At 62.7% G+C, this 25,779-nt stretch carries 22 protein-coding genes; 17 read left to right on the top strand and 5 right to left on the bottom strand.

From position 1 onward, the window contains the following. Positions 1 to 15 precede the first annotated feature (15 nt). The 3 genes from L4X63_RS04130 (at position 16) to L4X63_RS04140 (ending at position 3,383) form a co-directional block, all read left to right on the top strand. A complete protein-coding gene (locus L4X63_RS04130; protein WP_250677319.1) occupies positions 16 to 1,206 on the top strand; it encodes a glycine C-acetyltransferase in 1,191 nt (396 codons plus the stop codon). A 147-nt stretch (positions 1,207 to 1,353) separates the two neighbouring features. Continuing rightward, complete coding sequence (locus L4X63_RS04135; RefSeq protein ID WP_250677320.1) at positions 1,354 to 1,578, top strand: hypothetical protein; 225 nt, start codon at positions 1,354 to 1,356, stop codon at positions 1,576 to 1,578. A 248-nt stretch (positions 1,579 to 1,826) separates the two neighbouring features. Then, positions 1,827 to 3,383 carry a bacteriohemerythrin gene (locus L4X63_RS04140; protein WP_250677321.1) on the top strand — a complete coding sequence of 519 codons (1,557 nt, stop codon included), beginning with the start codon at positions 1,827 to 1,829 and terminating at the stop codon, positions 3,381 to 3,383. Positions 3,384 to 3,549: 166 nt separating this feature from the next. Here the strand turns inward: L4X63_RS04140 and L4X63_RS04145 are convergent, their stop codons facing one another. Further along, a complete protein-coding gene (locus L4X63_RS04145; RefSeq protein ID WP_250677322.1) occupies positions 3,550 to 4,269 on the bottom strand; it encodes a C1 family peptidase in 720 nt (239 codons plus the stop codon). Positions 4,270 to 4,515: 246 nt separating this feature from the next. Here L4X63_RS04145 and hemH point away from each other — a divergent pair, with 246 nt between their 5' ends. Genes hemH through L4X63_RS04165 form a run of 4 tightly spaced genes read left to right on the top strand, consistent with a single transcriptional unit; the run spans position 4,516 to position 8,452 of the window. Further along, positions 4,516 to 5,472 (top strand): ferrochelatase, encoded by a 957-nt coding sequence (hemH, locus tag L4X63_RS04150; RefSeq protein ID WP_250677323.1) that lies wholly within the window; start codon positions 4,516 to 4,518, stop codon positions 5,470 to 5,472. Continuing rightward, positions 5,469 to 5,648: a hypothetical protein gene (locus L4X63_RS04155; protein WP_250677324.1), complete on the top strand. Its 180-nt coding sequence runs from the start codon at positions 5,469 to 5,471 to the stop codon at positions 5,646 to 5,648. Before hemH ends, L4X63_RS04155 begins: the two co-directional genes overlap by 4 nt. A 16-nt stretch (positions 5,649 to 5,664) precedes the next feature. Then, positions 5,665 to 6,483, top strand: a complete 819-nt coding sequence (locus L4X63_RS04160) for an AAA family ATPase (protein ID WP_250677325.1) — start codon at positions 5,665 to 5,667, stop codon at positions 6,481 to 6,483. A gap of 19 nt (positions 6,484 to 6,502) precedes the next feature. Beyond that, positions 6,503 to 8,452: a TraB/GumN family protein gene (locus L4X63_RS04165; RefSeq protein ID WP_250677326.1), complete on the top strand. Its 1,950-nt coding sequence runs from the start codon at positions 6,503 to 6,505 to the stop codon at positions 8,450 to 8,452. 7 nt (positions 8,453 to 8,459) lie between these two features. On the opposite strand, the gene selB is transcribed toward L4X63_RS04165, so the two are convergent. The 3 genes from selB to L4X63_RS04180 all read right to left on the bottom strand — a co-directional run bounded on the left by selB (position 8,460) and on the right by L4X63_RS04180 (position 14,090). Continuing rightward, a complete protein-coding gene (selB, locus tag L4X63_RS04170) occupies positions 8,460 to 10,370 on the bottom strand; it encodes a selenocysteine-specific translation elongation factor (RefSeq protein WP_250677327.1) in 1,911 nt (636 codons plus the stop codon). Between the two features lie 6 nt (positions 10,371 to 10,376). Further along, positions 10,377 to 12,233: an ABC transporter ATP-binding protein gene (locus tag L4X63_RS04175; protein WP_250677328.1), complete on the bottom strand. Its 1,857-nt coding sequence runs from the start codon at positions 12,231 to 12,233 to the stop codon at positions 10,377 to 10,379. Between the two features lie 147 nt (positions 12,234 to 12,380). Then, on the bottom strand, positions 12,381 to 14,090 hold the full coding sequence (locus L4X63_RS04180; protein WP_250677329.1) for an ABC transporter ATP-binding protein: 1,710 nt from the start codon (positions 14,088 to 14,090) through the stop codon (positions 12,381 to 12,383). Positions 14,091 to 14,714: 624 nt separating this feature from the next. Here L4X63_RS04180 and L4X63_RS04185 point away from each other — a divergent pair. From L4X63_RS04185 to gltA, 10 genes are all read left to right on the top strand, one after another. Then, positions 14,715 to 15,299 carry a 4Fe-4S dicluster domain-containing protein gene (locus L4X63_RS04185; RefSeq protein WP_250677330.1) on the top strand — a complete coding sequence of 195 codons (585 nt, stop codon included), beginning with the start codon at positions 14,715 to 14,717 and terminating at the stop codon, positions 15,297 to 15,299. Next, positions 15,296 to 16,183, top strand: coding sequence for a CoB--CoM heterodisulfide reductase iron-sulfur subunit B family protein (locus tag L4X63_RS04190; RefSeq protein WP_250677331.1), 888 nt, complete (start codon positions 15,296 to 15,298; stop codon positions 16,181 to 16,183). The genes L4X63_RS04185 and L4X63_RS04190 overlap by 4 nt, the downstream gene beginning before the upstream one ends. Positions 16,184 to 16,378: 195 nt before the next feature. After that, a complete protein-coding gene (locus tag L4X63_RS04195) occupies positions 16,379 to 18,376 on the top strand; it encodes a CoB--CoM heterodisulfide reductase iron-sulfur subunit A family protein (protein WP_250677332.1) in 1,998 nt (665 codons plus the stop codon). A 153-nt stretch (positions 18,377 to 18,529) separates the two neighbouring features. Continuing rightward, entirely contained in the window at positions 18,530 to 19,033 is a 504-nt protein-coding gene (locus L4X63_RS04200) for a hydrogenase iron-sulfur subunit (protein WP_250677333.1), read from the top strand. Positions 19,034 to 19,112: 79 nt separating this feature from the next. Then, the gene (locus L4X63_RS04205; RefSeq protein ID WP_250677334.1) at positions 19,113 to 20,057 is read left to right on the top strand and encodes a 4Fe-4S dicluster domain-containing protein; all 945 of its coding nucleotides are present in this window, start codon (positions 19,113 to 19,115) and stop codon (positions 20,055 to 20,057) included. A gap of 12 nt (positions 20,058 to 20,069) precedes the next feature. Next, the gene (locus tag L4X63_RS04210; RefSeq protein WP_250677335.1) at positions 20,070 to 21,080 is read left to right on the top strand and encodes a 4Fe-4S dicluster domain-containing protein; all 1,011 of its coding nucleotides are present in this window, start codon (positions 20,070 to 20,072) and stop codon (positions 21,078 to 21,080) included. Positions 21,081 to 21,201: 121 nt separating this feature from the next. Continuing rightward, positions 21,202 to 22,044: an FAD/NAD(P)-binding protein gene (locus L4X63_RS04215; RefSeq protein ID WP_250677336.1), complete on the top strand. Its 843-nt coding sequence runs from the start codon at positions 21,202 to 21,204 to the stop codon at positions 22,042 to 22,044. A 146-nt stretch (positions 22,045 to 22,190) separates the two neighbouring features. Then, entirely contained in the window at positions 22,191 to 23,087 is an 897-nt protein-coding gene (locus L4X63_RS04220) for a DMT family transporter (protein ID WP_250677337.1), read from the top strand. A 126-nt stretch (positions 23,088 to 23,213) separates the two neighbouring features. Next, the gene (locus L4X63_RS04225; protein ID WP_250677338.1) at positions 23,214 to 24,062 is read left to right on the top strand and encodes a sulfide/dihydroorotate dehydrogenase-like FAD/NAD-binding protein; all 849 of its coding nucleotides are present in this window, start codon (positions 23,214 to 23,216) and stop codon (positions 24,060 to 24,062) included. Further along, positions 24,059 to 25,489, top strand: a complete 1,431-nt coding sequence (gene gltA, locus L4X63_RS04230) for an NADPH-dependent glutamate synthase (protein WP_250677339.1) — start codon at positions 24,059 to 24,061, stop codon at positions 25,487 to 25,489. The genes L4X63_RS04225 and gltA overlap by 4 nt, the downstream gene beginning before the upstream one ends. Here the strand turns inward: gltA and L4X63_RS04235 are convergent. Further along, entirely contained in the window at positions 25,482 to 25,775 is a 294-nt protein-coding gene (locus tag L4X63_RS04235; RefSeq protein ID WP_250677340.1) for a GIY-YIG nuclease family protein, read from the bottom strand. The two genes, gltA and L4X63_RS04235, sit on opposite strands and share 8 nt — an antisense overlap. Positions 25,776 to 25,779: the final 4 nt, after the last annotated feature.

Below are 25,779 nucleotides of genomic sequence, written 5' to 3' on the forward strand. Positions count from 1 at the left end.
GGAAAGGAGCAGGTAATGGACGAAAAATTCGCCTGGATCGAGGAAGAGCTGGCTCTGCTGGAGAAGCAGGGGCTGAGGATCGACATCCGCACCATCGGCTCGGCCTGCGGCGCCTGGATGATCGTGGACGGCAAGCGGGTGCTCAATTTCTGCACCAACAACTACCTCGGCCTCGCCAACGATCCCCGCTTAAAGAGTGCCGCCCAGGCCGCTGTCGACCAGTGGGGGGCGGGGCCGGCCGCGGTCAGGAGCATCGCGGGGACCCTCGAATTGCACCGCACCCTCGAGCAGCGGCTGGCCGCCTTTAAGGGGGTCGAAGATGCCCTCTACGTCCAGTCCGGCTTCTGCGCCAACCAGGCTGCCATACCCGCACTGGCCGGGAAGGAGGACGTCATCTTCACCGACCGGCTCAACCACGCGAGCATCATCGACGGCTGCCGTCTCTCCTCCGCCAAAGTGGTGGTCTACGAGCACTGCGACGTCTCCGACTTCGCCCGCAAGATCCACGAAAACCTCGGCCACTACCGCCGCGCCATGCTGGTGACCGACGGCGTCTTCTCCATGGACGGCGACATGGCGCCCCTGGACCGGCTCTTCGAACTTTGCGAACAGCACGGCATCATGACCATGGTGGACGACGCCCACGGCGAGGGGGTGGTCGGCCGCGGCGGGCGCGGCATCGTCGACCACTTCGGCCTTAACGGCAAGTTCGACCTCGAGATCGGCACCCTTTCCAAGGCATTCGGCGTGGTCGGAGGCGTCATCGCCGGGAAGAAGATCCTGATCGACTGGATCCGCCAGAAGGCCCGCCCGTTCCTCTTCTCAAGCGCCGTCACCGCCGCCGATACCGCCGCCTGCCTAACCGCCGTCGACATCCTGGAGGAGGGAACCTCCCTCGTCGACTCGCTGTGGGAAAACACCCGCTACTTCAAGGAGGCGATCAAGGCCGCCGGCTTCGACACCGGTGCCAGCGTTACCCCCATCACCCCGATCATGGTCGGCGACGCCACCCTCTGCCGCACCTTCTCCCGTGCTCTCTTCGAAAGCGCCCCCGGTATCTTCGCCATGCCGATCGGCTTTCCCACCGTTCCCCAGGGGAAAGCCCGCATCCGCGTCATGCTGAGCGCCGCGCACTCCCGCCAAGACCTCGATTACGGGCTGGAAACCTTCGCCCGGCTCGGCAAAAAGCTCGGCATACTCCAGTAAATCCACTGGAGACAAGGGTTCATAAAAATTCCTGCCGCTCTTTCCACCAAAGTGCTTGACTTCGCCTTTTTTAAGATTAAAATGTATCAATGTGCTTTCTCATACTATACCCACCGACAGGCCCTGATCCTCATACGGAGGTTTGCTATGAAACGGTTGGCGGTGAGGAGATTCCCCGAAAAACTCATAATGGCGGCCATCATCCTTTCCTGCGGTCTCGCCATGTCCAATGAACCGAACGTCCGGGCCAAGGGAAAAGGCCAGGAAGCCAAGCCCGCCCGTTCCGATGAGGTTCGTCCCCGGCAACTCCCCCCCCATCCTGCCCGAGTCAAACAGACCGCTTCCGCCCGGATCTACCCGTCCTCCCGGTAATCCACCGGGACTTCCACCTATCCTTCACGAGGCCGGCCCCACCGTCTAACCGTCCAGGGGCCTGGCCTGCCGGCTCGCGCGCGGCTCTCATCGATTGCCACCAGCTTTGTCAGGGAATCGTTACCGTAATGTAACTTATTGTCATTACGGAAATATTCGCTCAAGTTGGCAAGCCCGATGTCGATTTTATTAGACATGCCTCTCCATCGACAGATTACTGCCAATGCTATTATCCAGGAGAATGTGTCATGTCCTTCGCCTCCCGCATCTACGTTGTCAACACCGTCGTCGTAATCGTTACCCTTGCCGCTGCCGCGCTCACCGGCAAAGGGACCAACCTTCCCGCCCTTTTGCTGGCTACGGCCGCGATACTGGCCGTATCATCCCTGGTCTGGCGTGCCCTGCTCCGTCCCACCGTGGAGGTACTGGGAGAGATGGCCGTCGCACTGGATAGGGCATCGCAAGGGGATCTGTCCTACCGGGTGAAGGAAGGGGGGAACGGCGAGGTGGCCAGGCTCGGACGGGCCTACAACCTGATGATGAAGGACTGGAACCAGACCATGCACAAGTTCTTCGCGGTGACCGACCTCGTGCGGGACTCAGTGGCCATGGTGAGCTCCACCAACGACGCGATGGCGGCCGCCGCCGAGGACGTTGCCATGCAGGCGAGCACCATCGCCACCGCCAGCGAAGAGATGTCGGCTACCTCCAGCGACATCGCCCGCAACTGCCTCTACGCCGCTGAAAACGCCACCAAGGTCACCGGCCGCACCACCTCCGGGGTAGAAATCGTCGGCAGCAGTGCCCGTCTCATGCAGGCCATCTCCCAGCGAGTGATGGCCGCCTCGGTCACCGTCGAAGGGTTGGGAGAACGCTCCGACCAGATCGGGGAGATTGCCGGTACCATCGAGGACATCGCCGACCAGACCAACCTTCTCGCCTTGAACGCCGCCATCGAAGCCGCCCGCGCCGGGGAAAGCGGACGCGGATTCGCGGTGGTGGCCGACGAGGTGCGCGCCCTGGCCGAGCGGACCACCCGCGCCACCAGGGAGATCGATGCCATGATCAAGTCGATCCAGACCGAAACCAGGAATGCGGTGGGGTCGATGGGCGAGGGGGTCGACCAGGTCAACCGGGGGACCGCCGAGACCGGCCGCTCCGGGGAGGCCCTGGCCGAGATCCTTTCCATGATCAACGACCTGACCATGCAGATCAGCCAGATTGCCACCGCCGCCGAGGAGCAGACCGCAACCACCCACGAGATAACGAGCAACATCCAGATGATCACCAGCGTGGTACACACCAACGTGGAAAACGCACGCGGTACCAAGGTGGCCACCGCCAGGCTGGCCGAACAGGTGGACGATCTGCACGTGATGGTTTCCCACTTCATGCTTTCCGACGCCCTCGTCTGGGACCAAAGCTTCAGCACCACCATCCACAGCATGGACGAACAGCACAAGGTCCTCTTCGGCATGGTCAACGAGCTCAGCCGCGCCATGCAGGAGAAGCGGAGCAAGGATACCATCGCCTCGGTGCTCAACAGGCTGATCTCCTATACCGGCACCCACTTCGCTGCCGAGGAGGAGGCCTTCCGCAGGACCGGCTATCCCGAGCAGGAGGTGCATGTCAGGCAGCACCAGGAGCTGGTGAAGACGGCGGTGGCGCTCCAGGAGAAATTCAACTCCGGAGAGACGGTCCTCACCCATGAGGTCATCGACTTCCTCCACGACTGGCTGATCACCCACATCAAGGGGTCGGATCTTCGCTACGGAGCCCATCTCAAAAAACACGGGGTGGCCTAAGGCCACCCCGCATTTCGATTCGCAATAATCCCTTCAACGATCTCCGCCCCGTGTCCCCCCTTTGCGAAGGGGGGACACGGGGGATTTTTCAGTCCAGGCCGGGTTCCCCCACCCCCTGGCCCCCTCCCTCCGGGGGAGGGGGAAGGACCTTCGCTTCTCCGGCGACCTAGAGCTGTTCGCAGCGGCGGATGGTCCAGAAGTCGTCGGAGAGGTTGCGGTCCTGCAGGTAGGCGTATGGCATGGTGAAGTATCCCTTCTGCCCCCAGCCGGTCCCCCACGAGTTCCGCACGATGACCCGCTTGCTTGCGTCGTCGTACCCCACCGCCAGCACCGCGTGCCCGCCCAACTGCTTCTCTCCCGCCTCCGGCATATTCGTCACGCCGTTTTTTGCCACCGCTTGCGACTCGAAGCTCTCGTAAACCGAAAAACCGAAGACGAAGGGGAATCCCTCCGCCAGGGTGGCCCGCATCTCGTCCAGGGTGTTTAGACGGGCGTAGCTCAGGATCTGGTGCTTCTCCCCCTCCTGGTAACACCCCTTGGGGGGCCTCTTGGTGAAGTTGGCCACGCTGTAGGGCCAGTTGGTCTCGGTGCAGACCCCCTGCTTGGCCAGCGTCTTGATCCCGTCGCGCAGCATGGCCCCCGAATCGGTGGCGATGGTCCCCTCGATGACTCGCTCGTTGTAGTAGAGGAAGAGACGGCTCAGGTTGGAGTACTTGTGCTTTTCGTGGGGCTTGCACTCCTTGAGCTCCAGGTATTCGAGGGCGCCGACCAGCGCGTTGGCGGTGCAGCTTCCGAGCTGCCCCTGGTCCTCGATCGGGGAGCAGTGGGAGCGGAGGTCCACCTTGCTGGGAAGGGTGGCCGGAATGGGACGCACAGCGCCGTACATCTTGTCTCGAAAGTCCGGAATGTCGGGGACCCAGCCATACCGAGCCAGGTTTCGTGCTTGGGGGCCCTGATTCTGAGTGATCATGGCAATCTCCTTTCCTTGTTTGAGACGCCTGCAGCGTGCTCATAATTTTTTAGCATCGCCTAATAATATCCACTCCCCGCCCCTTTGCAACAGGCATAAACCAGTTCTTTTCTCAGGCATTTTCTGCTACATTCGGGACCACAATGACACATCGGAGGTCTCATGTCGGACACGACTGCTCTGCTCCTGCTCCAGATGGGTGGCCCTGACTCCATCCCCGCGGTGGAACCTTTCCTGATGAATCTCTTTACCGACCGCGACATCATCAAGATAGGTCCTTCCTTTCTTCAGCCCTTCATCGCCCGGCGGATCGTCAAGAAACGCGCCCCCAAGGTAGCTGAGTACTACCGGCAGATCGGCGGCAAGTCCCCCATCAGGGAGCTCACCAACGCCCAGGGGGAGGGGCTTCAGAAGCTCATGGGAGACGGCTACCGCTCTTTCGTCGCCATGCGTTACTCCCGCCCCTCCACGCTGGAGGCCCTGGCCGCCATCAAGAAGGAAGGGATCAGCCGGATCGTGGCGGTGTCGCTCTACCCGCACTACTCCAAGGCCACCACCGGATCGAGCATGAACGAACTGCAGCGGGTCCTGAGTGCCTCCGGCCACAAGTTCGAGATCCTCACCGTCGACCGTTTCTACGACCATCCGCTCTACATCGAGGCGCTGGCCGAAAAGATCACCCAGGCGCTCACCCGTTTCCCCGATCCGGCCAAGGCCGAGATCGTCTTCTCCGCCCACTCGCTCCCCCAGTCCTTCATCGACGAGGGGGACCCCTACCTGGATCACATCCAGACCACCATCCGCCTGGTGATGGAGCGGATCGGCATGCGCAGCCACCACCTCTGCTTCCAATCCAAGGCGAGCAAGGTCAAGTGGCTGGAGCCCTCGACGGAAGAGACCATTAAACGGCTGGCCATCTCCAACCGGAAGGAGCTCCTGATGGTACCGCTCTCCTTCGTTTCCGACCACATCGAGACCCTCTACGAGATCGACATCCAGTACGCGGACGAGGCAAAGGAGCTCGGCATCGAGCGCTTCATCCGTTCGGAATCGCTCAACGATTCGCCGCTGTTCCTGGAATGCCTGGCCGACCTTGTCAGAAAAGCGGTCGCCCGATGAAAACCTGCAGCATCTGCAAGAACGAATTCGACGAGAACGAGCCGCGGTCGCTCTACGGCGAGGCGGGAGAATGGCTGGCCGGGGAGCTTTTCAAGGACGCCGGCGAACTCTGCCTTAGTTGCCTGGAAAACCGGGCGCGGCTTTCCATGATGTATTGCCACGAGATGAACACCTGACACCGGAGCCTCACCCATGGAACGAGTCACCATCGACAACATCACCCTGACCCTGGCGAGCCCCATCGAACTTCCGCTCAACTGGGTCGGAAACGACGAGCTCTTGAAGCAGCTTTTGGCCGCCTGGATGGTCATCGACGAGCGGGACATCCCCTTCAACCCGCGCCTGATCGGCAAGCCCGGGGTCGGCAAGACCACCTTGGGCTACGCGGCCGCCAAACGGCTCGGGAGGCAGGTCTACCTCTTCCAGGCCACCATGGACACCCGGCCCGAGGACCTGATCGTCACCCCCGTGGTCGGTCCCGACGGCACCATCCAGTACTCCGCCTCCTCGCTGGTCTCCGCCATGATCAAGGGAGGAGTGCTGATCCTCGACGAGGGGAACCGGATGAGCGAGAAGGCCTGGGCCTCGCTCGCCCCGCTGCTGGACGACCGCCGCTACGTCGAGTCGATCATCACCGGCGTGAGGATCTCCGCCCATCCCGACTTCCGCATCGTGGTCACCATGAACGAGGATTCCTCCACCTTCGAGGTCCCCGAGTATATCCACTCCCGGCTGCAGCCCCAGCTCTACATCGACTTCCCCGAGGCGGAGGAGGAGCTCACCATCCTCAAGGAGAACCTCCCCTTCGCGAGCGCCTCGATCCTCCGTTACGTGGTGGATTTCCTGCAGCGCGGCCACGCCGCCGACGAGCCGTACTCGGTCCGGGACGGGATCAACATCGCCCGCTACGCGCTGAAGATGATGGCGGCCAGCGACCAGGATCCCCGCGACCTCCTCCCGCTCGCCGTGGAACGGATCCTCGGCGAAGAGGCGCTCCGCTACCTCCGCTAACTCCCGGGAGATCCCGCCCATGTCCCACCTACTGCACCTGGAACGATTCGGCAACGTCCACGCTCTGCCGATCCTCCACTACCGGATGGAATTCGCCCACCTCGTGCGGGAGGCCTTCGACCGCATCCGGCCAGACTGCGTCGCCATCGAGCTCCCTCAGACCCTGGAGACCGCCTTCGTCAGGGGGATTCGCCGGCTACCCGAGCTATCCGTGCTCTCCTACCAGGTCGGGGAGCAATCCGTCTTCCTGATCATCGAGCCGGCCGATCCCCTCATCGAGGGTGCCCGGCTGGCCATCGAGCGGGGCGCCCCTCTCCACCTGGTCGACGTCGACCTCGACAGCTATCCCTCCTACAACGAACAGCTCCCGGACTCCTACGCGGTGCAGCGGATCGGCCTCGCCGCTTATTACCGGGAGGTGGCCGCCATGTACCGCACCATCCCCCCTGCCGACGAGGATCGCCGCCGGGAGAGCGGGATGGCCTTCCGCCTTCAGCAGCTTTCGGCTGCCCACGAACGGGTCCTCTTCATCTGCGGGATGGCCCACCTGGAGCGGATCCGCGAACTGTTCGGCCGCCCGCTCGCGCAGCAGCTCTCCCGCACGCGAAGGGAGGGGGTCTCCATCTGGAACCTCCACCCCGACTGCTGCCACGAGGTGCTGGCCGAGTATCCCTTCCTCTCTGCCCTCTACGAGACCCGCCGCTCGCCGCTTCCTCCCGAGCCCATTCCCGGGCCGTCGCTTCGGAAGAGTTACAACGCCATGGAGCTGATCCTGGGAGGAAAGGAGTCCCAGTCCGAGGAGGAGGCACTCAACGAATCGGTCCAGCGGAGCGCACGGCGGGCCGGAGAAGAAGGGGAGATGACCGACCGGCAGCGGGTGATGCTGCGGCTCTTCATGGAGGCCGCCCGGCACTACCGCCAGGAGACCGGCGACAAGGTTCACCACTGGCAAAAACGCGCCTTCTTCAAGTTCTCCCGTAACTATGCCCTCGTCTCGCAGGCGCTCTTGCCCGACCTCTTCCAGATGCTGGCCGCCGCCCGCGGCTGCCTGGACGACAACTTCGCCTACGCCTTCTTCCGGCTGGCGGCCTTCTATCCCTGGCAAAAGGAAGCCACCGACATCCCTACCTTGCGGCTCACCGCCGCCGAGCTTTGGTCCGCCACCCGGCGCATCCGCTTCCGGCCGCGGGAGCAGCAGCGGGGCAAGGGACGTAACGGCCTGCGGATGAACAAGAGGAAGAAAGAGCGGACTGCCGGCGAATGGCTGGACGGCTTCGACAATCCCTCCATCTGCTCGTATCCGCCGGAGGACCTGATCATCGAGGACTACGGCCGCAACCTCAAAAAGATCGTGGCGCGCCAGCTGAGCGAGGAGCAGAGCAGGGTCGAGCCATTCACCTCCTCCATGCTGGACGGGATCGACATGCGGGAGACCATCAGGAACCTGCACGAGAAGAAGATCTACGTGCGCGAGCACCAGCGGGTGAGGGGCGGGGTCGGATCGGTGGTGGTTATCTTCGAGGACGACCGGGAGGGGGAGAAGTTTCCCTACTGCATGACGTGGCTGGGTGAGCACGCGCAGGAATCGGACATGGCCTTCTACGCCACGCCCCCCGCCGGCAACATCGTGGGGCCGGGGATCTCGCGCTGCGAGTATGGCGGGTTTCTGTTGAGCTATCCGCCGCGGCGGATGAGCGACGTCTGGAGCGACCGCGACTACCAGGGGGCCCGGGACAAGGCCGAGGTCCTCTTGCTGGCGGCGCTCGACTATTCGGTGGAGAAGGATGTCATCTACGTGGCGGCCCGCCCTCCGCGGAGCTACCTCAAGCAGTGGGCATCCCGGATCGGAAAGCGCATCATCTACCTCCCCCTGGGGAGCCTATCCCCGGTGGCCCTGAAGAAGCTCCGCGTCTTCCACATCCTCTACGGCCGCGACAAACGCGAGATCGCCAAGGACTACATCTGGTGAGTTAGAGCTACCCTCTTCTCAACGTTCTCTTGTCGCCCACCCGGATGGTCACCTTTTCCTGATCGAAGTACTCGAGGAGGGGGATCATGAATTTTCGAGAAAGGCCGGTGAGCTCCCTGAACTGCGGCGGCAGGATCTCGCCGTGCTCCTTGAGGTAGGAAACCAGCTTTTCCCTGAGCTCGGCGACGGGGCCCGGCGCATAGAAGACATCGGACTTCACCTTGACCACCCTCCCCTCGCGGACCAGCATGTTCGCATGCTCCAGCACCTGCTTCTCGCCGCATCCCATCAATTCGCCCAACTCCTTGAGGGTTGGGGGCTCGGACCAGCCCTTTTTGAGCGCCTCTTCCAGCATCCCCTGCAGATCGGCCTGAGCACCGGTCACCCCAGCCTTCCGCCCGGGGATCTTGACGATATCCCGGTCGGAGACCGCCACCCCGTCCTTTTCCATGGAGGCCAATAGCGGCCCAAAGAAGCGGGCGTCGCTCCGCCTCGGAATGCGGGACTTGAGCTCCTCCTTGCCTATCCCCTCCTGCATGGGGTTCTCGACCAGGAAATCGTTGAGCTCCCCGGCAAGCCGCTTTTTCAGGGTGGCGAACGCATCCCTGCCGAGGAAGATGCGAGGCTCCTTCACCACCTGGATGATGGCGCCCGCGGAAAGGAGCGGAGCCAGCGCCGCCTCGATGCGCTTGGCCGACATCCCCGAGCGGTTCACCATCTCCTGAATCGAAATGCCGGAAAGGATCGAGGACTCCACCAGTAGGCGGATCCGATCCTGATCGACCCCTGCCTCGGTCGCCTCCAGGAGCGCCAACGCCTCCGCTGACCGTCTCCTTCTTCGCGGCGGTGCCGGATCGAGCACCGTTCCGCCGCCGAGGGTCGCCTGCGGGGAATAGGTCCTCAGCACGAACGGGTCCCCCGGGAGCAGGAGCACCGGCCGGGCCAGCCTCAACTGCGCGTAGGCAGAGTCGCCGGGGGCGAGCGATGGGCGGTCGAAGAGGGAAACCTGGGCCTGCACCTCGTAGGTCGCCGAATGGAGCCTGACCGTCGCCCGATGCTTCAAATCCTTGGCCGCCGAGGCGAGATGGTTGATCCTGACGTCCACCGCAGTGGTCGGGCGGTAGAGTCCCTTGGGCACCACCACGTCCCCCCGCTCCACCTGGGTATGCTCCACACCCTGGAGATTGACCGCCAGCCGCTCTCCGGCGCCCCCCTTGTCAACCTTGCTGCCGAAGGACTGCACGCCCCTTACGCGGCAAGGAAGCCCGGCGGGGAGCACCTCCACCTCCTCGCCAACCGAGATGGCGCCCGACAGCAGGGTCCCGGTGACCACGGTACCGAAACCGGTCACGGTGAAGACCCGGTCCACCGGCAGACGGAAGGGGGCATCCACCCGCTTCTGCTCGATCTCCCCGGCCATCTTTACCAGTTCTTCCTTGAGGAGATCGATGCCCTCGCCGGTCCGTGAGGAAACCGGGACGATCGGCGCGCCCTCCAGGAAGCTTCCGGCCAGATACTCCCTGACCTCTTCGGCCACCAGGTCGAGCCAGTCGGGATCCACCAGGTCTTTCTTGGTCAGTACCACCATCCCCCGTTTCACGCCGAGGAGCTGGCAGATCTCCAGGTGCTCCCGGGTCTGGGGCATGATCCCCTCGTCCGCCGCGATCACCAGCAGGACGAGGTCCATCCCGCCGACGCCGGCCACCATGGCGCGGACGAAACGCTCGTGGCCGGGAACGTCGACGATCCCGAAGCGGAGGCCGCCAGGCAATTCGAGGTGGGCGAAGCCAAGCTCGATGGTGATGCCTCGGGCCTTCTCCTCCTTGAGGCGGTCGGTGTCGATACCGGTGAGAGCCTTGACCAGGGAGGTCTTGCCGTGGTCAATATGGCCGGCGGTGCCGAGAATAAGATGCTTCATGCTGCGCTACTCCTTGAACTGCAACTGGTAGAGCCGGTAGTAGACACCTTGGCTCTCCATCAACTGGCCGTGGGTCCCTTCCTCCACCTTCTCGCCATGGTGGATGACGACGATCCGGTCCGCGTCCCGGATGGTCGAGAGGCGGTGTGCCACCACCAGGGTGGTCCGTCCCGCCATCAGCGCGGCGAGCCCCTGCTGGATGAGGTGCTCGCTGGCCGGGTCCACGCTGGCGGTCGCCTCGTCGAGGACCAGGATCTCCGGGTCGAAGGCGACCGCACGCGCGAAGGAGATCAGCTGGCGCTCTCCGGCCGAGAAGTTCGAACCCCGCTCCCGGACCTCCTCATCGAAGCCGTTGGGAAGGGTCCGGATGAAACGGTCGGCGCCGACCAGGGCCGCCGCCTGTTCCACGCGCCCGGCTGCCACCGGATCGCCCAGGGAGATGTTATAGGCGACGCTTCCGGAAAAGAGATAGGGATCCTGGAGCACCACGCCGATGCGGCGGCGAAGGGCCGGAAGCGGCAGCTGCCGGATGTCGACGCCGTCGATGGTGATGGCCCCGCGGGAGACCTCGTAGAAGCGGGACAGCAGGCGGGTGACCGTGGTCTTGCCGCCGCCGGTTTCCCCCACCAGCGCCACCTTCTCGCCCCGCTTCATCTCCAGGGAGAATCCCTTCAGCACGTACTCCTCGCCGGTGTAGGCAAACCAGATGTCGTTGAAGGAGATCGTCTCGTGCGGCTCTCCGCCTACGATTTCCCGGGGTTGAGCGGCGAGCGGCAGCGGCACGCCGGCGTTGCCCCCCGCTCTCTCTTCGACACCGCCAACTTCCGGGCCGGCTGCCGGGGCAAGGATGGTTTCCTGCTCGGCATCGCGGTCCAGCAGGGTAAAGATCCGCTCAAGCGATGCCATGGCACCCTGCATGATGGAGTACTTGGCCGAGAGGTCGCGGATGGGGGAGAAGAATTTCTCGATGTACTGGATGAAGGCCACCAGTGCGCCGAAGGAAAGGGTCCCGTGGACGATCTCGCCACCGCCGTACCAGATGATGAGGGCGACGGCAATGGACGAGATGGCCTCGACCACCGCGTAGAGTGCGGCATCCCAGGTGATGACCGGGAGGTTCGCCTCCATGTAGGAGGCGTTGAGCCGCCGGAACTCCGCGGCCTCCTCGCTCTCGCGGTTGAATAGCTGGACCACCGAGATACCGCCAATGTTTTCGGCGAGGAAAGAGCTGAGGTTGGCCTGTCGCGCGCGCACCTGCCTGAAAGCCGCCCGCATCCACTTTCGGAAGGCGAAAGCTGCCCAGATCAGGACCGGCAGCACGGAGAAGGTGACCAGGGATAGCTGGACGTTCATCCAGAGCATAATGCCGACGATCCCCGCCAGGACCAGCACGTCGCCGACCACCGAAACGACGCCGGCGGCGAACATCTCTCCCAGCACCTCCACGTCGCTGGTCAGGCGCGACACCAGGCTCCCCACCGGCGTCTGGTCGAAGAAGCGCGCCGAGAGGCTCTGGATATGGGTGAAGAGCTGGACGCGGATGTCGTACATCACCTGCTGACCGACGTACTGGAGGAAGTAGACTTCGGCGAACGTCATCAGGGATTCGGCCAGGATGACGCCGAGAAAGGCGGCGGCGACTGCGGGGAGGCCGGTCATCTGGTGGGTAACGATGTGGTTGTCGATGGCGATCTTGAGGAGGTACGGCTGCGAGAGCCGCGTGACGGCGATGAGCGGCAAAAGGACGAGCGTGATCCCGACCATGCGGCGGTACGGCATGACGTAGCGGAGGAACCGCTTCATCATCCGCCGGTCGTAGATCTTCCCGACAATCTCGTCTTCGTAGATGCCGCCGTGATGCATGGGACTCCTTATTTCCCCCCCCTTGAGGGGGAGGGTCAGGGTGGGGTGGAGGCCGGCATAGGCACTCCGAGTGAGCTTCCCCCACCCCCTCGCCCCCTCCCTCCAGGGGAGGGGGGATACTGCCGGGCCGTGCCGGTGAGGATCGGGTTACATTCGACCGATCTCGGCTTTTAGCTGCTCGGTGCGGTGGAGGGCGGCATAGCGGCCGCCGAGGGCGACCAGCTCGTCGTGGCTGCCCTGTTCTACGATGGCCCCCTCCTCCATCACAATGATCCGGTCGCAGTCGCGTAGCGGCGAGAGCCGGTGCGACACGATGATGACGGTGCGCTCGCCGTAGTAGGCGGAAAGCTCCCTCAGGATCGCCTCCTCGGTGTCCGCATCAACCGCGGAGAGGGGATCGTCGAGGATGAGGATCCTCGGCTCCTTGATGATGGCCCGGGCGATGGCGACCCGCTGCTTCTGCCCTCCCGACAGGGTCACCCCGCGCTCGCCCACCAGCGTGTCGTAGGTGTCCGGGAAGCGGTCGACATCCTTGGCGAGTCCGGCGATTCTGGCCGCCCGCTCGATATCCTCCCGGCTGGCCTCAGGCTTGCCGTAGCCGATGTTGGCCCCGATGGTGCGGGAGAAGAGGAAGCTTTCCTGCGGGATGAACCCAACCGCGTCGCGCAGCCTCTTCAGCGGGAGCCGGTTGACGTCGATCCCGTCGATGAGAATCTCGCCTTCCGGCACCTGGAAGAGCCGCGGGATCAGCCGCACCAAGGTTGACTTGCCGCTGCCGATCACCCCGACGATGCCGATCCGCTCCCCCTGCTTGACCTTTAGATCGATCCCCTTCAAAACCGGGGTGCCACCGTAGCCGAAAGTCAGCCCGCGGAACTCGATCTCTCCCTTGATCGCCCCCGGATCTACCGGGTCCGCCGGCTCATTGACCTCCGCCTCCGCCTTAAGGATCTCACCCAGCCGGCTCATCGAGGCGGCCCCGCGTTGCATTAGGTTGAGGATCCATCCGAGCATCACCGTGGGCCATACCAGCATGGCGAGGTAGCCGTTAAACGCAACGAAGCCACCAAGGGTGATGGTGCCGCGGATGACCTGGCTCCCACCCATGAAGAGGACGATGAGGGTGCCGACCGCGCCGGTGCCCGCCATGATGGGAAGCATGGCGCCTCGGAGCTTAGCCACTTCCATGCTGGCATCGGTGTACTGCTGGCAGGTTTCCCGGAAGGTCTCGATCTCCCCCTGCTCGCGGCAGTACGCCTTCACCACCGCGGCCGCAGAGGCGTTTTCCTCGACTCGGGTGGAAAGACGCGACAGGGTCTCCTGCATGTGCTTCGAGCGCTTGAACATCGAGGCGCTCATCCGCTGCACCACGTAAATCATGAGGGGAAAGGGGATGATCGCGCAGACGGTCAGGGACAGCGAGATGCGGGACATCAGGATCACTGCCGCCACGTACAGGACCAGCGTGTTGATGGTTCCCAGCACGCCGAAGCCGAGGAGCATACGGACGTTGGTCAGGTCGTTCGCCAGGCGGGAGAGAATGTCGCCGGTGCGCCAGGTGGAGAAATAGGCGAGGTCCAGGGTGAGAAGCTTCGCGTACAGGTCCTCCCGGAGCAGGTACTCGATCCTGCGGCCCGCGTTCAAGAGGGTGGTGCGCGAGAAGACCCGGATGATGCCTTGGGCTGCCGCCGCCAAGGCGATCATCCCGGCGTACCGGGCGGGGGTAAAACGAACCGAGGCGGGGTGCTGCAACCCCTCGATGGCGAGCTTCATCAGCCACGGTATGGCGAGCCCGCAGAGGTTGGTTCCCACCAGCAGCAGGGCTCCCGCCAGGTAGGACCACCTGCAGGTCAGCATGTAGCCGTATAGTCTCTTGTTTTCGCCGATGCGGCACCTCGGAGGAGAAGATAAGGGATCGTTAAAGCTAATCTATTTATCGGTCACTGTCAAAGAGTTTGCCCGGACTTCCGCTAACGTCAAACATGCACCCTTCGTTGTTTTAAAATGGACACAATCGGGTTCTTTCAAACCGGCGTCTCACGGCGTGATAACAGGTAAATTTACGCATAAAACAACCACTGCTATTGAGGTTAGCTCGTGGTGCTCACTAAAAGGCCCGTGGAGGCCACTTTTTCACCCTCAGCCGCACTATTCCAGAAGTCAAATGAGATAAATTTAGTCGTAGTGGTGCTTTTTTATGACACCAATGCCAGTCAATGAACTTATAGCAAAACTAATGCTTGCTTTTTTGTTTTAAAAAATCGTATATTTCACGAAAATTTAAGACACACCCCTCTCGTATATCTATTAACGGCGCGAAGATACGAAAACAAAACAGCGTTACCACAATCCCGATTTAAGCTGATTTCACGGGGTTTTCCGGCCTCCAGCCGGATTTTCCCGCACCGGTTCACGGCAGGGGTTACGCCCCGGAGGCGGCCCTGCGCCCCCTCTCAAGACAAAGACGTTACGAGGTCCGCGGTGAAAAACAAGATGATGCGCCTCTCCAACGAGACCATGAACATCGGTTTCGTTAAGAAGGTGGAATCCCTCTCCGGCAGCTCGGTACGCCGCTGTTTCCAGTGCGGCAAGTGCTCCGCCGGCTGTCCCATGTCGGCGTTCATGGAACATCCCCCCAACCGTATAGTACGCCTGCTCCAGCTCGGGCAATGGGAGCGCGTCCTGGCCGGGCGCTCCATCTGGTACTGCGCTTCCTGCGAAACCTGCACCACCCGCTGCCCCAACAAGGTCGATCTCGCCTCCATCATGGACGCGCTCAGGAAACTCTCCTGGGACGCCGACGGCCCCTCCAAGGAAAGCTACGTCCAGCTCGCCAACCGGCTCTTCATCGAAAACATCCGCACCTACGGCCGCCAGTACGAGCTGAGGCTGGGCGCCGCCTTCAACATGAAGAGCGGGCAGTTCCTCAAGGACCTCATGCTGGGCCCCAAGCTCCTATCCAAGGGTAAGCTCAAGATGTTCCACAGCAAGAACCGGAACATCGCGCAAATCGAAGGCATCTTCAAAAGGATCGAGGAGATGCGCAAGAAAGGGGAGGCACTGTGACCCCGAAGAAACGTCTCAACTATTCCTACTATCCCGGCTGCTCCCTCCACGCCTCCGGCCGCGAGTACGACATCTCCACCCGCGCCCTCTTCAAGGCGCTCGGGCTCGGCCTGAAGGAGGTGCCGGACTGGTTTTGCTGCGGCGCCACCCCGGCCCACAACGTCGACGAGCTCCTCTCGCTTTCCCTCTGCGCCAAGAACCTCAAGATGGCCGAGGAGGTGGAGGGTGACCTCGCGGTGGCCTGCGCCGCCTGCTTCTCGCGGTTGAAGCACGCCCAGCACAAGATCACCCACGACGAGACCCGCCGCCGCCAGGTGGAAACCGCCATCGACGGTCCCGCCGACGTGAAGAAGCCGGTCAAGCACATCCTTGAGATCCTGGCCCGCGAAGTCGGGCTGGCGAAGCTTGAGGAGAATGTGAAGAAGCCGCTCCTGGGGCTGAAAGTTGCCTGCTACTACGGCTGCCTCCTCACCCGGCCGCCCGAGGTCCCCGAGCTCGATGACTGCGAGGATCCGAGCATCATGGAAGATATCCTCCGCGCGCTCGGTGCCGAGCCGGTCCAGTGGTCGCACCGGATGGAATGCTGCGGCGCCAACTTCACCCTCTCCCGTCCCGGGGTCGTGATGAAGCTCTCCAACGCCATCCTCGATTCGGCCCAGTTCGCCAAGGCCGACTGCATCATGGTCGCCTGCCCGCTCTGCCACGGTAACCTCGATATCCGGCAGGAAAGCATCGAAAACAAGAACCAGGCCAGCTACGAGCTGCCGATCTTCTACTTCACCCAGCTGGTGGCACTGGCCCTGGGCGTCCCCTCTACGGATCTCGGCTTCGACAGCGTCATCATCGACCCGCGGCCCCTTTTGAGGGAAAAGCAGCTCATTTAATTGATTTCCCTTGGCTCCATGTCCCCCCTCCACTTGAGGGAGGGGGTGAGGGGGTGGGGGAATTTGCAACATTGTCCATAGCTTGCAGCTTCACCCACCCCCCAGCCCCCTCCCATCAAGGAGGGGGGGGCTTTCAGTTAGTGGAAGGGGGACAGGGGGATTTGATTCAGCTACGGCTTAATCCCTGAGGAACCTATGTCTAGAATCGGTGTTTTTGTGTGCCACTGCGGCGAGAACATCTCCCGCACGGTGGATGTGGAACAGGTAGCGGCAGCCGCCGGGAATATCCCGGGGGTGGCGTTCTCGTGCGACTACAAGTACATGTGCTCCGACCCGGGCCAGAACCTTTTGAAGAAGGCGATAGCCGAGCACAACCTGACCGGCGTGGTGGTGGCTGCGTGCAGCCCGCGCATGCACGAGAAAACCTTCCGGAAGGCAGCAGGCGCGGCCGGACTGAACCCGTACGTCTGCGAGATGGCCAACATCCGCGAGCACTGCTCATGGGTACACGAGAACCGGGAGATGGCCACGGCCAAGGCCTCCGACATCGTCCACCTCATGGTCGAGCGGGTCAAAAAGGGGAAATCCCTCGCCCCCATCACCGTCCCGGTTACCAAAAAGGCACTGGTCATCGGCGGCGGCATTGCCGGCATCCAGGCGGCTCTCGACATTGCCGACGCCGGCCACCAGGTGCTGGTCGTGGAACGCGAACCCTCCATCGGCGGCCACATGGCCCAGCTCTCCGAGACCTTCCCGACGCTTGACTGCTCGCAGTGCATCATGACCCCCAAGATGGTCGATGTCGCCAACCATCCCAACATCACCCTCTACTCCTATTCCGAAATCGAGAAGGTCGAAGGGTATATCGGCAACTTCCAGGTCACCGTCCGCAAGAAGGCCCGCTCGGTAGACGAGTCGAAGTGTACCGGCTGCGGCGTCTGCATCGCCAAATGCCCCAAGAAGAAGATCCCCAACGAATTCGACCAGGGGCACGGGATGCGGAGCGCCATCTACGTCCCCTTCCCGCAGGCGGTTCCCAACACCCCCGTCATCGACCGCGAGAACTGCACCATGTTCCAAAGCGGCAAATGCGGGGTCTGCGCCAAGGTCTGCGGACCGGGCGCCGTCGATTACCAGCAGGAAGACACCCTCACCGTGGAATCCATCGGCGCCATCGTGGTGGCCACCGGCTTCAAGCTCTACTCCATCGACCGCAAGCCGGAAGGGAGCATGATCCAGGGGTACGGCGAGTTTGGCTACGGCACCATCCCCGACATCGTCGACGGCATGACCTTCGAGCGCCTGGCCTCCGCCTCCGGCCCCACCGGTGGCAAGATCCTCCGCCCCTCGGACGGCAAGGAACCGAAGCAGATAGTCTTCATCCAGTGCGTCGGCTCCCGGGCCAGGGAGAAAGGGATCTCCTACTGCTCGAAGATCTGCTGCATGTACACCGCCAAGCACACCATGCTCTATCACCACAAGGTTCATGACGGGCAGGCCTACGTCTTCTTCATGGACGCGAGGACACCGGGCAAGGGGTACGACGAATTCTGGCGCCGCGCCGTCGAGGAAGAGGAAGCGGTCTACATCAGGGGGATGGTCTCCCGGATGTACCAGAAGGGGGACAAGATAATCGTCATGGGGAGCGACACGCTGGTCGGCGTCCAGGTGGAGATCGAGGCCGACATGGTGGTGCTCGCCACCGCTGTTCAGCCCCAGGAAGGGGCGGATCTCCTGGCCCAGAAGCTCGGCATCTCCTACGACAAGTACAACTTCTACTCCGAGGCCCACGCCAAGCTGAAACCGGTCGAATGTGCCACCGCCGGCATCTACCTGGCAGGCGCCTGCCAGGGACCGAAGGATATCCCGGATACCGTCTCGCAGGCCTCCGCCGCGGCGGCCAAGGTGATGACCCTCTTCGCCAAGGACCAGCTGGAGCGCGACCCGGTGGTGGCCAAGGTCAACGAGAAGTACTGCGTCGGCTGCTTCGCCTGCAAGAAGGTCTGCCCGTACGGCGCCATCGAGGAGAAGGAGATCAAGGACCGCCAGGGGAACGTCGTCAAGGTGATCGCCTACGTGAACCCCGGCGTCTGCGGCGGCTGCGGCACCTGCCAGGCCACCTGCCCCTCCAAGACCGTGGAGCTCGACGGCTACACCGACGAGCAGATCATGGCGATGATCGAAACGCTCTAGGAAGTTTCAGCCGCAAGCATCGTCCCCCCCTTGTTAAAGGGGGGACAGGGGGGATTTGCCTTTCCCCCAGCCAACAAGAAAGCAAAAAGCAAATCCCCCTAAATCCCCCTAAATCCCCCTTTAACAAGGGGGACTTGTTACCGAGGATTACGCATGCACGCTGAACAGGTTAAACACGATTTCGAGCCGAAGGTGGTGGCTTTCGTCTGCACCTGGTGTACCTATGCCGGGGCCGACCTGGCCGGCACCAGCCGGATGCAGTATCCCCCCAACGTCCGGGTGCTGAAGTTTCCCTGCACCGGCCGCATCGATCCCGTCTTCATCCTGCGCGCTTTCCAGAAAGGTGCCGACGGGGTGCTGGTCTCCGGCTGCCATCCGGGCGACTGCCACTACATGGCCGGTAACTTCCACGCCCGCCGCCGCTTCGCCGCCTTCCGCGCCCTGCTCGACTTCGTCGGCGTCGACCTGAACCGGCTCCAGTTCTCCTGGGTTTCCGCCGCCGAGGGCGGGAAATGGGTAGAGGTGGTGACCGAACTGACCGAGCGGGTGCGCGGCATGGGGCCGATGAAGGAATTCAAGGAGCTCGAGCTCGAGGAACAGTGGTCTGCCTCCCTATCCACTCCGGAGCTGAAAGCCGCCTACGACAGCATCACCTGAAGGCCCGGGAATCTTCCCGTTTCACATTCATTCCTGCGTCTTGGCCGCATGAGGCGGGCGCCAGAGGGTGCGATATTTCATGAATGCTAAAGCACAGAAAGCAAAAGGGTGCGGGATTGAGCCGGCCTACTACGATGCCGTTACACAAGCGATCCGCAGCGAGGCGGTAAAGGTCCTCAAGGAAGGCGCTGTCTCCGCGGTGATCGGCTACCTCCCGGGGCGCCGCAAGTCGGCAGCGGTGCCCGCCGTGGTGACCACCGAGGAGGAGGCCGGAAGACTGATCTTCTCCCCCGCCTGCGTTAACAACCTCTCCCTTTACCTGACCAAGGCCAAGAAAGGGATCCTTCCCGGCGGAAAGATCGGCATCGTCGCCAAGGGGTGCGACCTGCGGGCGCTGGCAGGCCTGATGGGGGAATCCCAGATCAAGCGGGACGACCTTTTCATCATCGGCATCAACTGTGCGGGTGTCCAGGGGGCCGTCGCCGCCGGTAACGGGCAGCTGACCGAGGCATCCATCGCGAAGAAGTGCCGCGAGTGTACCGCTCATACTCCCGAAGGGGTCGATTTCGTGGCTGGCACCCTCCCCCACCTCGACGGGCTCACCCCCCTGGAGGCCGAGGAGCTTGCCCGCATCGAGGCGATGCCCCAGGCCGAGCGTTGGGCCTACTGGAAGGAGCAATTCTCCCGCTGCATCCGCTGCATGGCCTGCCGCCAGGTCTGCCCCTTCTGCTACTGCGAGCAGTGCCTGTGCGACAAGAACCGCCCCCAGGCGGTCGAATCGTCTCCCCGGCCGGCCGGCAACACCGCCTGGCATATCGTGCGCGCCATGCACCTGGCCGGGCGCTGCGCGGGGTGCGCCGAGTGCGAGCGCTCCTGCCCGATGGACATCCCCCTGAACCTCCTCAACCGCCGGATGGCCCAGGAACTCAAGGAACTGTACGACTACGAGGCGTCGATGGCTCCCCAGGAAAAGGGGCCGCTCAACCAGTACAAGGAAGACGACGACCAGTCGTTCATCAAGTAGTCGAGGAACCCTATGCCGCAGATAATCACTGAAGCCAATCTCCGCAGCCTGATCGACAGCCTCGTTAAGGAGTCCAAGCTGGTGGTGGGTCCCAAAGAGGCCGGCTCCATGGTCCTCTACCAGCCGCTTTCCAACGGAGCCGACCTGAAGCTCGGCGCCCTCCCCCGCCGCTCCTCCAAGGAACTCTTCTTCCCCATCTGCGAGGACATCCTCACCTTCGGGAAGGAGGATGGGGTGACCAAGGTGAAGGACGTGGACCGTGCGTCCTTCCCGGACGCCGTCCTCATCGGCGCCCTCCCCTGCGACGCCGGCTCCCCCTCCATCCTCGATGCCGTCTTCTCATGGGATTACAACGACGACTTCTACCTCGAGCGCCGCAAGAAGAGCACCATCGTCGGCATCGCCTGCACGAGCTGCGACGACGCCTGCTTCTGCACCGCGGTCGGCTACGCACCGGATTCACCGGCGGGAAGCGACCTCTTCCTCACCCCGCTCAAGGATGGCTCCTACGCCTGCAACGCGGTAACCGAAAAGGGAGAGAAGCTGGTGAGCGCACATGGCAGCTTGTTCAAGGAGGGCGCGGCAGCCGATGCGGCCCCCTTGGCAGCTCCCGATACCGCCAAACTGGATCTGGCCAAGATCAAGGAGTGGCTCAACACTCACTTCGAGGATCCGCTTTGGCAGAGTATCGCCGATGTCTGTCTCGGCTGTGGCGCCTGTGCCTTTATCTGCCCCGCCTGTCACTGCTTCGACATCAACGACGAGGGGACTCCCGACCATGGCACCCGCCGCAAGCACTGGGACGCCTGCGGCTTCGGAAAGTTCACCAACCACGCTTCCGGACATAATCCGCGCGACATCCAGAACAAGCGCTACCGTAACCGGATCATGCACAAGTTCAAGTACTACGACGACAAGTTCGGCAAGACGCTCTGCACCGGCTGCGGCCGCTGCATCAGGGCCTGCCCGGTCGGGATCGACATCGGGGATATCCTCAACAAGATCAATGTCCAAGCCGGGTAGATAAGGTGTGAAGTCCCCCTTTGGAAAAGGGGGATTTAGGGGGATTTTCCCCTGCCGTTTCCAACTGCAAATCCCCCCCTGCCCCCCCTTTTTCAAAGGGGGGAAGTTTTGAGGCCAAGACATGTGCCAGTCGAAGAATATATACCTTCCCAACCTCGCCACTATCGAAGCCATCGTCGATGAGACGCCGGACGTCAGGACGTTCCGCCTGGTTTTCCAGGACGAGAATGTCAGGGAGAATTTCAGCTTCCGCGCCGGTCAGTTTGCCGAGTACTCCGCTTTCGGCGCCGGTGAATCGACCTTCTGCATCGCTTCGGCTCCCACCAGGAAGGGGTACATCGAGTGCTGCTTCCGGAGCGTCGGCCGGGTGACCGAGGAGCTTCGCAGGCTCGAGGTCGGCGACACTATCGGCGTGCGCGGGCCCTACGGCAATTCCTTCCCCATCGAAGATTTCTACGGCAAAAACCTCGTCTTCGTTGCCGGCGGCATCGCGCTTCCGCCGCTTAGGACCGTGATCTGGAACTGCCTGGATCTCCGCGACAAGTTCGGGGACATCACCATCGTCTACGGAGCCCGCTCCGAGGCGGACCTCGTCTACAAGCGGGAGCTGGCCGAATGGCAGGAACGTTCCGATGTCAGGCTGGTGAAATGCGTCGATCCCGGCGGCAACGGGCCCGGCTTCGACGGCAAGGTCGGGTTTGTCCCCAGCGTCCTCGAAGAGGCCGCTCCCAGCGCGGAGAACACCATTGCGCTCGTCTGCGGCCCCCCGATCATGATCAAGTTCACTCTCCCGGTACTCGAGCGCCTCGGCTTCACCGACGACGCAATCTACACGACACTGGAGAACAGGATGAAGTGCGGCGTCGGCAAGTGCGGCCGCTGCAACGTCGGCAACGTGTACGTCTGCAAGGACGGCCCGGTCTTCACCGCCGGACAGGTGAAGGCGATGTCGCAGGAATTCTAGCTCTCTCCTCCTTTGCCAACTCTCCCCCCTTTAACAAGGGGGACTTTCATCTTCAGTCCGTATACTCACCTTCCTCTTGACTTCCCCCTGCGGTTAGGCCAATTTAGCCTCTGTTCCACATCCTACGTCTTCTTCCGACAGGTACCATGCCTTACCTCCTCCTCACCCTAAGCGCCCTCATCTGGTCCGGGAACTTCGTCATCAGCCGCGCCATGAATGCGGTCATCCCACCGGCAGGCTTCGTCTTCTGGCGCTGGGTCATTGCCATCATCGTACTCGCCCCTATCGCCCTACCCAGGCTCCGCAAGGAGTGGCCTATTATCCGGGGCAACCTTCGCTTTGTCTCCCTCTGCGGCCTCTTCTCCGTCACTCTTTTCAACTTCCTCATCTACACGGCGATGCATTACACGACCGCCATCAACGCCGCCCTGGTAAACTCGGCCATCCCGGTCTTCATCCTCATGTTCGCCCGCATCATCTTTTCCCAGCGGGTCTCCTTGCGCCAGCATCTCGGTATCGCCCTGTCCCTCTGCGGCGTCGCCGCCATAATCCTTCAGGGCGACCTTTCCCGCCTCCTCATGCTCCATTTCAACCGCGGGGACCTGCTGGTCCTCGTCGCTGCAGTGGTATGGGCCCTCTACTCCGTGCTCCTAAGGAAATTCCCTGCCGGATTAAACCCTTTCGTCTTCCTCTTCGCTATTTCCGTTGCCGGGCTCGTCTTCCTCATCCCCTTCTACGCCTGGGAGCTCGCTTCCGGCCACTTCCTCACCATCAATACCGCCACCATCCTCAGCATCGGCTACGTCGGGATCCTCGCCTCGGTGGTGGCCTTCTCCGCCTGGACGAGCGGTCTGCGCAGCGTCGGCGCACACCTGGGGGGCCAGTTTATCCATCTCATGCCCGCCTTCAGCACGATACTGGCCGTCCTCTTTCTTGGCGAACGGCTCCGCATGTTCCACGTAGCAGGCATCGTGCTCATCTTTGCCGGTATCCTCTGCGCCACCTTCCGTGTCCAACCCGCCGCAGCCGCCAAACCCAAATAGGTCTTTCTCCCACCACCTTACGGTTTTACCCTCGAACTCGGTATACGGCGTATACGTCCTTGCCACTTCCTCCCCTGCTGCTATTTTAAAGCCATAGCTTTCTATCCCACTTCACAGGTGACCTCGATGTTCCAAGTGATCAGCAACGAGATCCTCGCCGAGAACCTCCACAAGATGGTGGTTTCCGCGCCCCTCATCGCCCGTGCAAGGAAGCCCGGCCAGTTCGTTATCGTCCGTCTCGCCCAAGGGGAAGAGCGCATCCCGCTGACCATCGGCGATGCGGACGCCGAAAACGGCACCATTACCCTCTTTGTCCAGGCGGTCGGGGCCTCCACCCTCAACATCGTCCATACCGCGCCCGGCGGCTTTATCCGCGACGTGGCGGGCCCCCTCGGCATGCCGACCGAGATCCGCACCTGGGGGCGTGTCGCCTGCGTCGGCGGCGGTGTCGGCACCGCCGTCCTCTTCCCGCTGGTCAAGGCGCTGGCGGCGGCCGGCAACAGGATCACCACCATCATCGGCGGTCGCTCCGAGAAATTCATCATCCTGGCTGACGAGTTGCGCCCCCTGTCGGAGAACCTGATGACTACCACCGAGGATGGCTCTCTCGGAGAGCGGGGAATGGTGACCTCTGCCTTGACAGCGCTCATATCCGATCCCGACCGGCGTCCCGAGGCCGTCTTCGCGGTCGGCCCGGTCCCGATGATGAAAGCGGTGGCGGAGGTAACCCGCCCGTATGGAATCGAAACCATCGCCAGCCTGAATCCCATCATGATCGACGGCACCGGGATGTGCGGCGGCTGCCGGGTACGGGTCGGGAACGAGACCAAGTTCGCCTGCGTCGACGGTCCCGAGTTCGACGCCCACCTGGTCGATTTCGACACCCTGGGCGACCGGCTTCGCTGCTACCGCGACCAGGAGGCGGCCAGCTTTTCCGCCGCCAAATGTAAACTTTCGCAGGAGGTACCCTCATGACCGCTTCGCTCTCTGTGAAAGAACGGATGGCCATCCACCGGGCCGAGATGCCGGAGCTTCCCGCCGGCGTCCGTAGCGGCAACTTCAAGGAAGTGAACCGTGGACTGAGCCAAGATCAGGCCGTCCTCGAAGCCCAGCGCTGCCTGCAGTGCAAGCATCGCCCGTGCGTCAACGGCTGCCCGGTCGCCGTTTCAATTCCCGAATTCGTCGGCGCCCTCGCCGCTGGCGAGCTCCCCAAAGCCGCCTCCATTCTCAGGGGAGATAACGCCCTTCCCGCAGTCTGCGGCAGGGTCTGCCCTCAGGAAACCCAGTGCGAGGCGCTCTGCGTCCGCAAGGTGAAAGGGGAACCGGTCGCCATTGGCTACCTCGAGCGCTACGTCGCCGACTGGGCCATGGCCCATCCCGATGAGCTCCCCCCGATCACCCCTCCTGCCAAAAGCGGGTTTTCGGTGGCCGTCATCGGTTGTGGACCGGCCGGGCTGACCGCCGCCGGGGAACTTTCCCGGATGGGACACGCCGTGACCATCTACGAGGCGCTGCACGATACCGGCGGCGTGCTCCGCTACGGCATTCCCGAATTCCGCCTTCCCAAAGAGATCATTGACCGCGAGGTCCGGATCCTGACCTCCCTGGGAGTTTCCATAGAGTGCAACGTCATCATCGGCAAGACCCTCTCCCTCGCCGATCTCAGCCGTACCTTCCATGCCGTCTTCATCGCCAACGGGGCAGGCCTCCCGGTCATGCTCGGCATCCCCGGGGAAAACCTCAAGGGAGTCTATGCTGCCAACGAATACCTCACCCGGATCAACCTGATGGAGGCAGGCCGGCACGAAAGCGCCGCCACACCCGTCCTGAAGGCTTCTGAAGTCGCCGTTATCGGCGGGGGAAATACCGCTATGGATTGCGTAAGGACGGCGCGAAGGCTCGGTGCCAAGCGGGCGATGATCGTCTACCGGCGGGGGGAGGAAGAGATGCCCGCCCGGGTCGAAGAGATCAAGCACGCCAAGGAGGAAGGGGTGGAGTTCGTCATGCTGACCGCTCCCATCGATGTCATTCCGGCGCCGGATGGGTGGGTTGGAGGATTGAAATGCATGCGGATGACGCTGGGCGAGCCTGACCAGTCGGGGCGCCGCCGCCCGGTCGCCATCCCCGGCTCGGAATTCGTCCTTCCCGCCGGAATCGTGGTGAATGCGGTGGGTACCTCGGCCAACCCGCTCTTGACCGCCACCGCCCCCGATCTCTCCCTCAACAAGTGGGGGAATATCACCGTCGACGAACATGGACAGACCAGCATTCCCGGCGTCTTTGCCGGTGGCGATATCGTGCGGGGAGGAGCCACGGTTATTTTGGCCATGGGAGACGGCAAACGCGCTTCCGCCGCCATTGACCGCTATCTTCGTGAAAAGGTGGCCGGAAGACTCAGGTGATCGGCGGGATAGGTGAACAAAGCACGGTGCCTGCAACGTTCTCCGGCGCCGCGATCATGCGATCCTTCTCGCGCCGGGTAAGGCTTTTCAGGTAACACTCTCTCTTGCTTGCCGAGCTGCGGTCATGTTCCCTCTCAAGGTAAACCAGGCGCTCCGGACGGCGGCCGCGGAAGTACTTCGCGCCGCGTCCGGTTGCGTGCTCGTTGAAGCGCCGCTTCACATCGGTGGTAATACCGGTATAGAGGCTCGCGTCAGAGCAAAGAATCATGTAGACCTGCCATTTCATACGC

The sequence above is a fragment of the Geomonas sp. Red32 genome, from assembly GCF_023652955.1.
Classification (GTDB): domain Bacteria; phylum Desulfobacterota; class Desulfuromonadia; order Geobacterales; family Geobacteraceae; genus Geomonas.

Bases quoted from the DNA above. Each gene is read 5' to 3' on its own strand.
- L4X63_RS04130 (WP_250677319.1), top strand. From the start codon at position 16: ATGGACGAAAAATTCGCCTGGATCGAGGAAGAGCTGGCTCTGCTGGAG.
- L4X63_RS04135 (WP_250677320.1), top strand. From the start codon at position 1,354: ATGAAACGGTTGGCGGTGAGGAGATTCCCCGAAAAACTCATAATGGCG.
- L4X63_RS04140 (WP_250677321.1), top strand. From the start codon at position 1,827: ATGTCCTTCGCCTCCCGCATCTACGTTGTCAACACCGTCGTCGTAATC.
- L4X63_RS04145 (WP_250677322.1), bottom strand. From the start codon at position 4,269: ATGTACGGCGCTGTGCGTCCCATTCCGGCCACCCTTCCCAGCAAGGTG.
- hemH (WP_250677323.1), top strand. From the start codon at position 4,516: ATGTCGGACACGACTGCTCTGCTCCTGCTCCAGATGGGTGGCCCTGAC.
- L4X63_RS04155 (WP_250677324.1), top strand. From the start codon at position 5,469: ATGAAAACCTGCAGCATCTGCAAGAACGAATTCGACGAGAACGAGCCG.
- L4X63_RS04160 (WP_250677325.1), top strand. From the start codon at position 5,665: ATGGAACGAGTCACCATCGACAACATCACCCTGACCCTGGCGAGCCCC.
- L4X63_RS04165 (WP_250677326.1), top strand. From the start codon at position 6,503: ATGTCCCACCTACTGCACCTGGAACGATTCGGCAACGTCCACGCTCTG.
- selB (WP_250677327.1), bottom strand. From the start codon at position 10,370: ATGAAGCATCTTATTCTCGGCACCGCCGGCCATATTGACCACGGCAAG.
- L4X63_RS04175 (WP_250677328.1), bottom strand. From the start codon at position 12,233: ATGCATCACGGCGGCATCTACGAAGACGAGATTGTCGGGAAGATCTAC.
- L4X63_RS04180 (WP_250677329.1), bottom strand. From the start codon at position 14,090: ATGCTGACCTGCAGGTGGTCCTACCTGGCGGGAGCCCTGCTGCTGGTG.
- L4X63_RS04195 (WP_250677332.1), top strand. From the start codon at position 16,379: ATGTCTAGAATCGGTGTTTTTGTGTGCCACTGCGGCGAGAACATCTCC.
- L4X63_RS04200 (WP_250677333.1), top strand. From the start codon at position 18,530: ATGCACGCTGAACAGGTTAAACACGATTTCGAGCCGAAGGTGGTGGCT.
- L4X63_RS04205 (WP_250677334.1), top strand. From the start codon at position 19,113: ATGAATGCTAAAGCACAGAAAGCAAAAGGGTGCGGGATTGAGCCGGCC.
- L4X63_RS04210 (WP_250677335.1), top strand. From the start codon at position 20,070: ATGCCGCAGATAATCACTGAAGCCAATCTCCGCAGCCTGATCGACAGC.
- L4X63_RS04215 (WP_250677336.1), top strand. From the start codon at position 21,202: ATGTGCCAGTCGAAGAATATATACCTTCCCAACCTCGCCACTATCGAA.
- L4X63_RS04220 (WP_250677337.1), top strand. From the start codon at position 22,191: ATGCCTTACCTCCTCCTCACCCTAAGCGCCCTCATCTGGTCCGGGAAC.
- L4X63_RS04225 (WP_250677338.1), top strand. From the start codon at position 23,214: ATGTTCCAAGTGATCAGCAACGAGATCCTCGCCGAGAACCTCCACAAG.
- gltA (WP_250677339.1), top strand. From the start codon at position 24,059: ATGACCGCTTCGCTCTCTGTGAAAGAACGGATGGCCATCCACCGGGCC.
- L4X63_RS04235 (WP_250677340.1), bottom strand. From the start codon at position 25,775: ATGAAATGGCAGGTCTACATGATTCTTTGCTCTGACGCGAGCCTCTAT.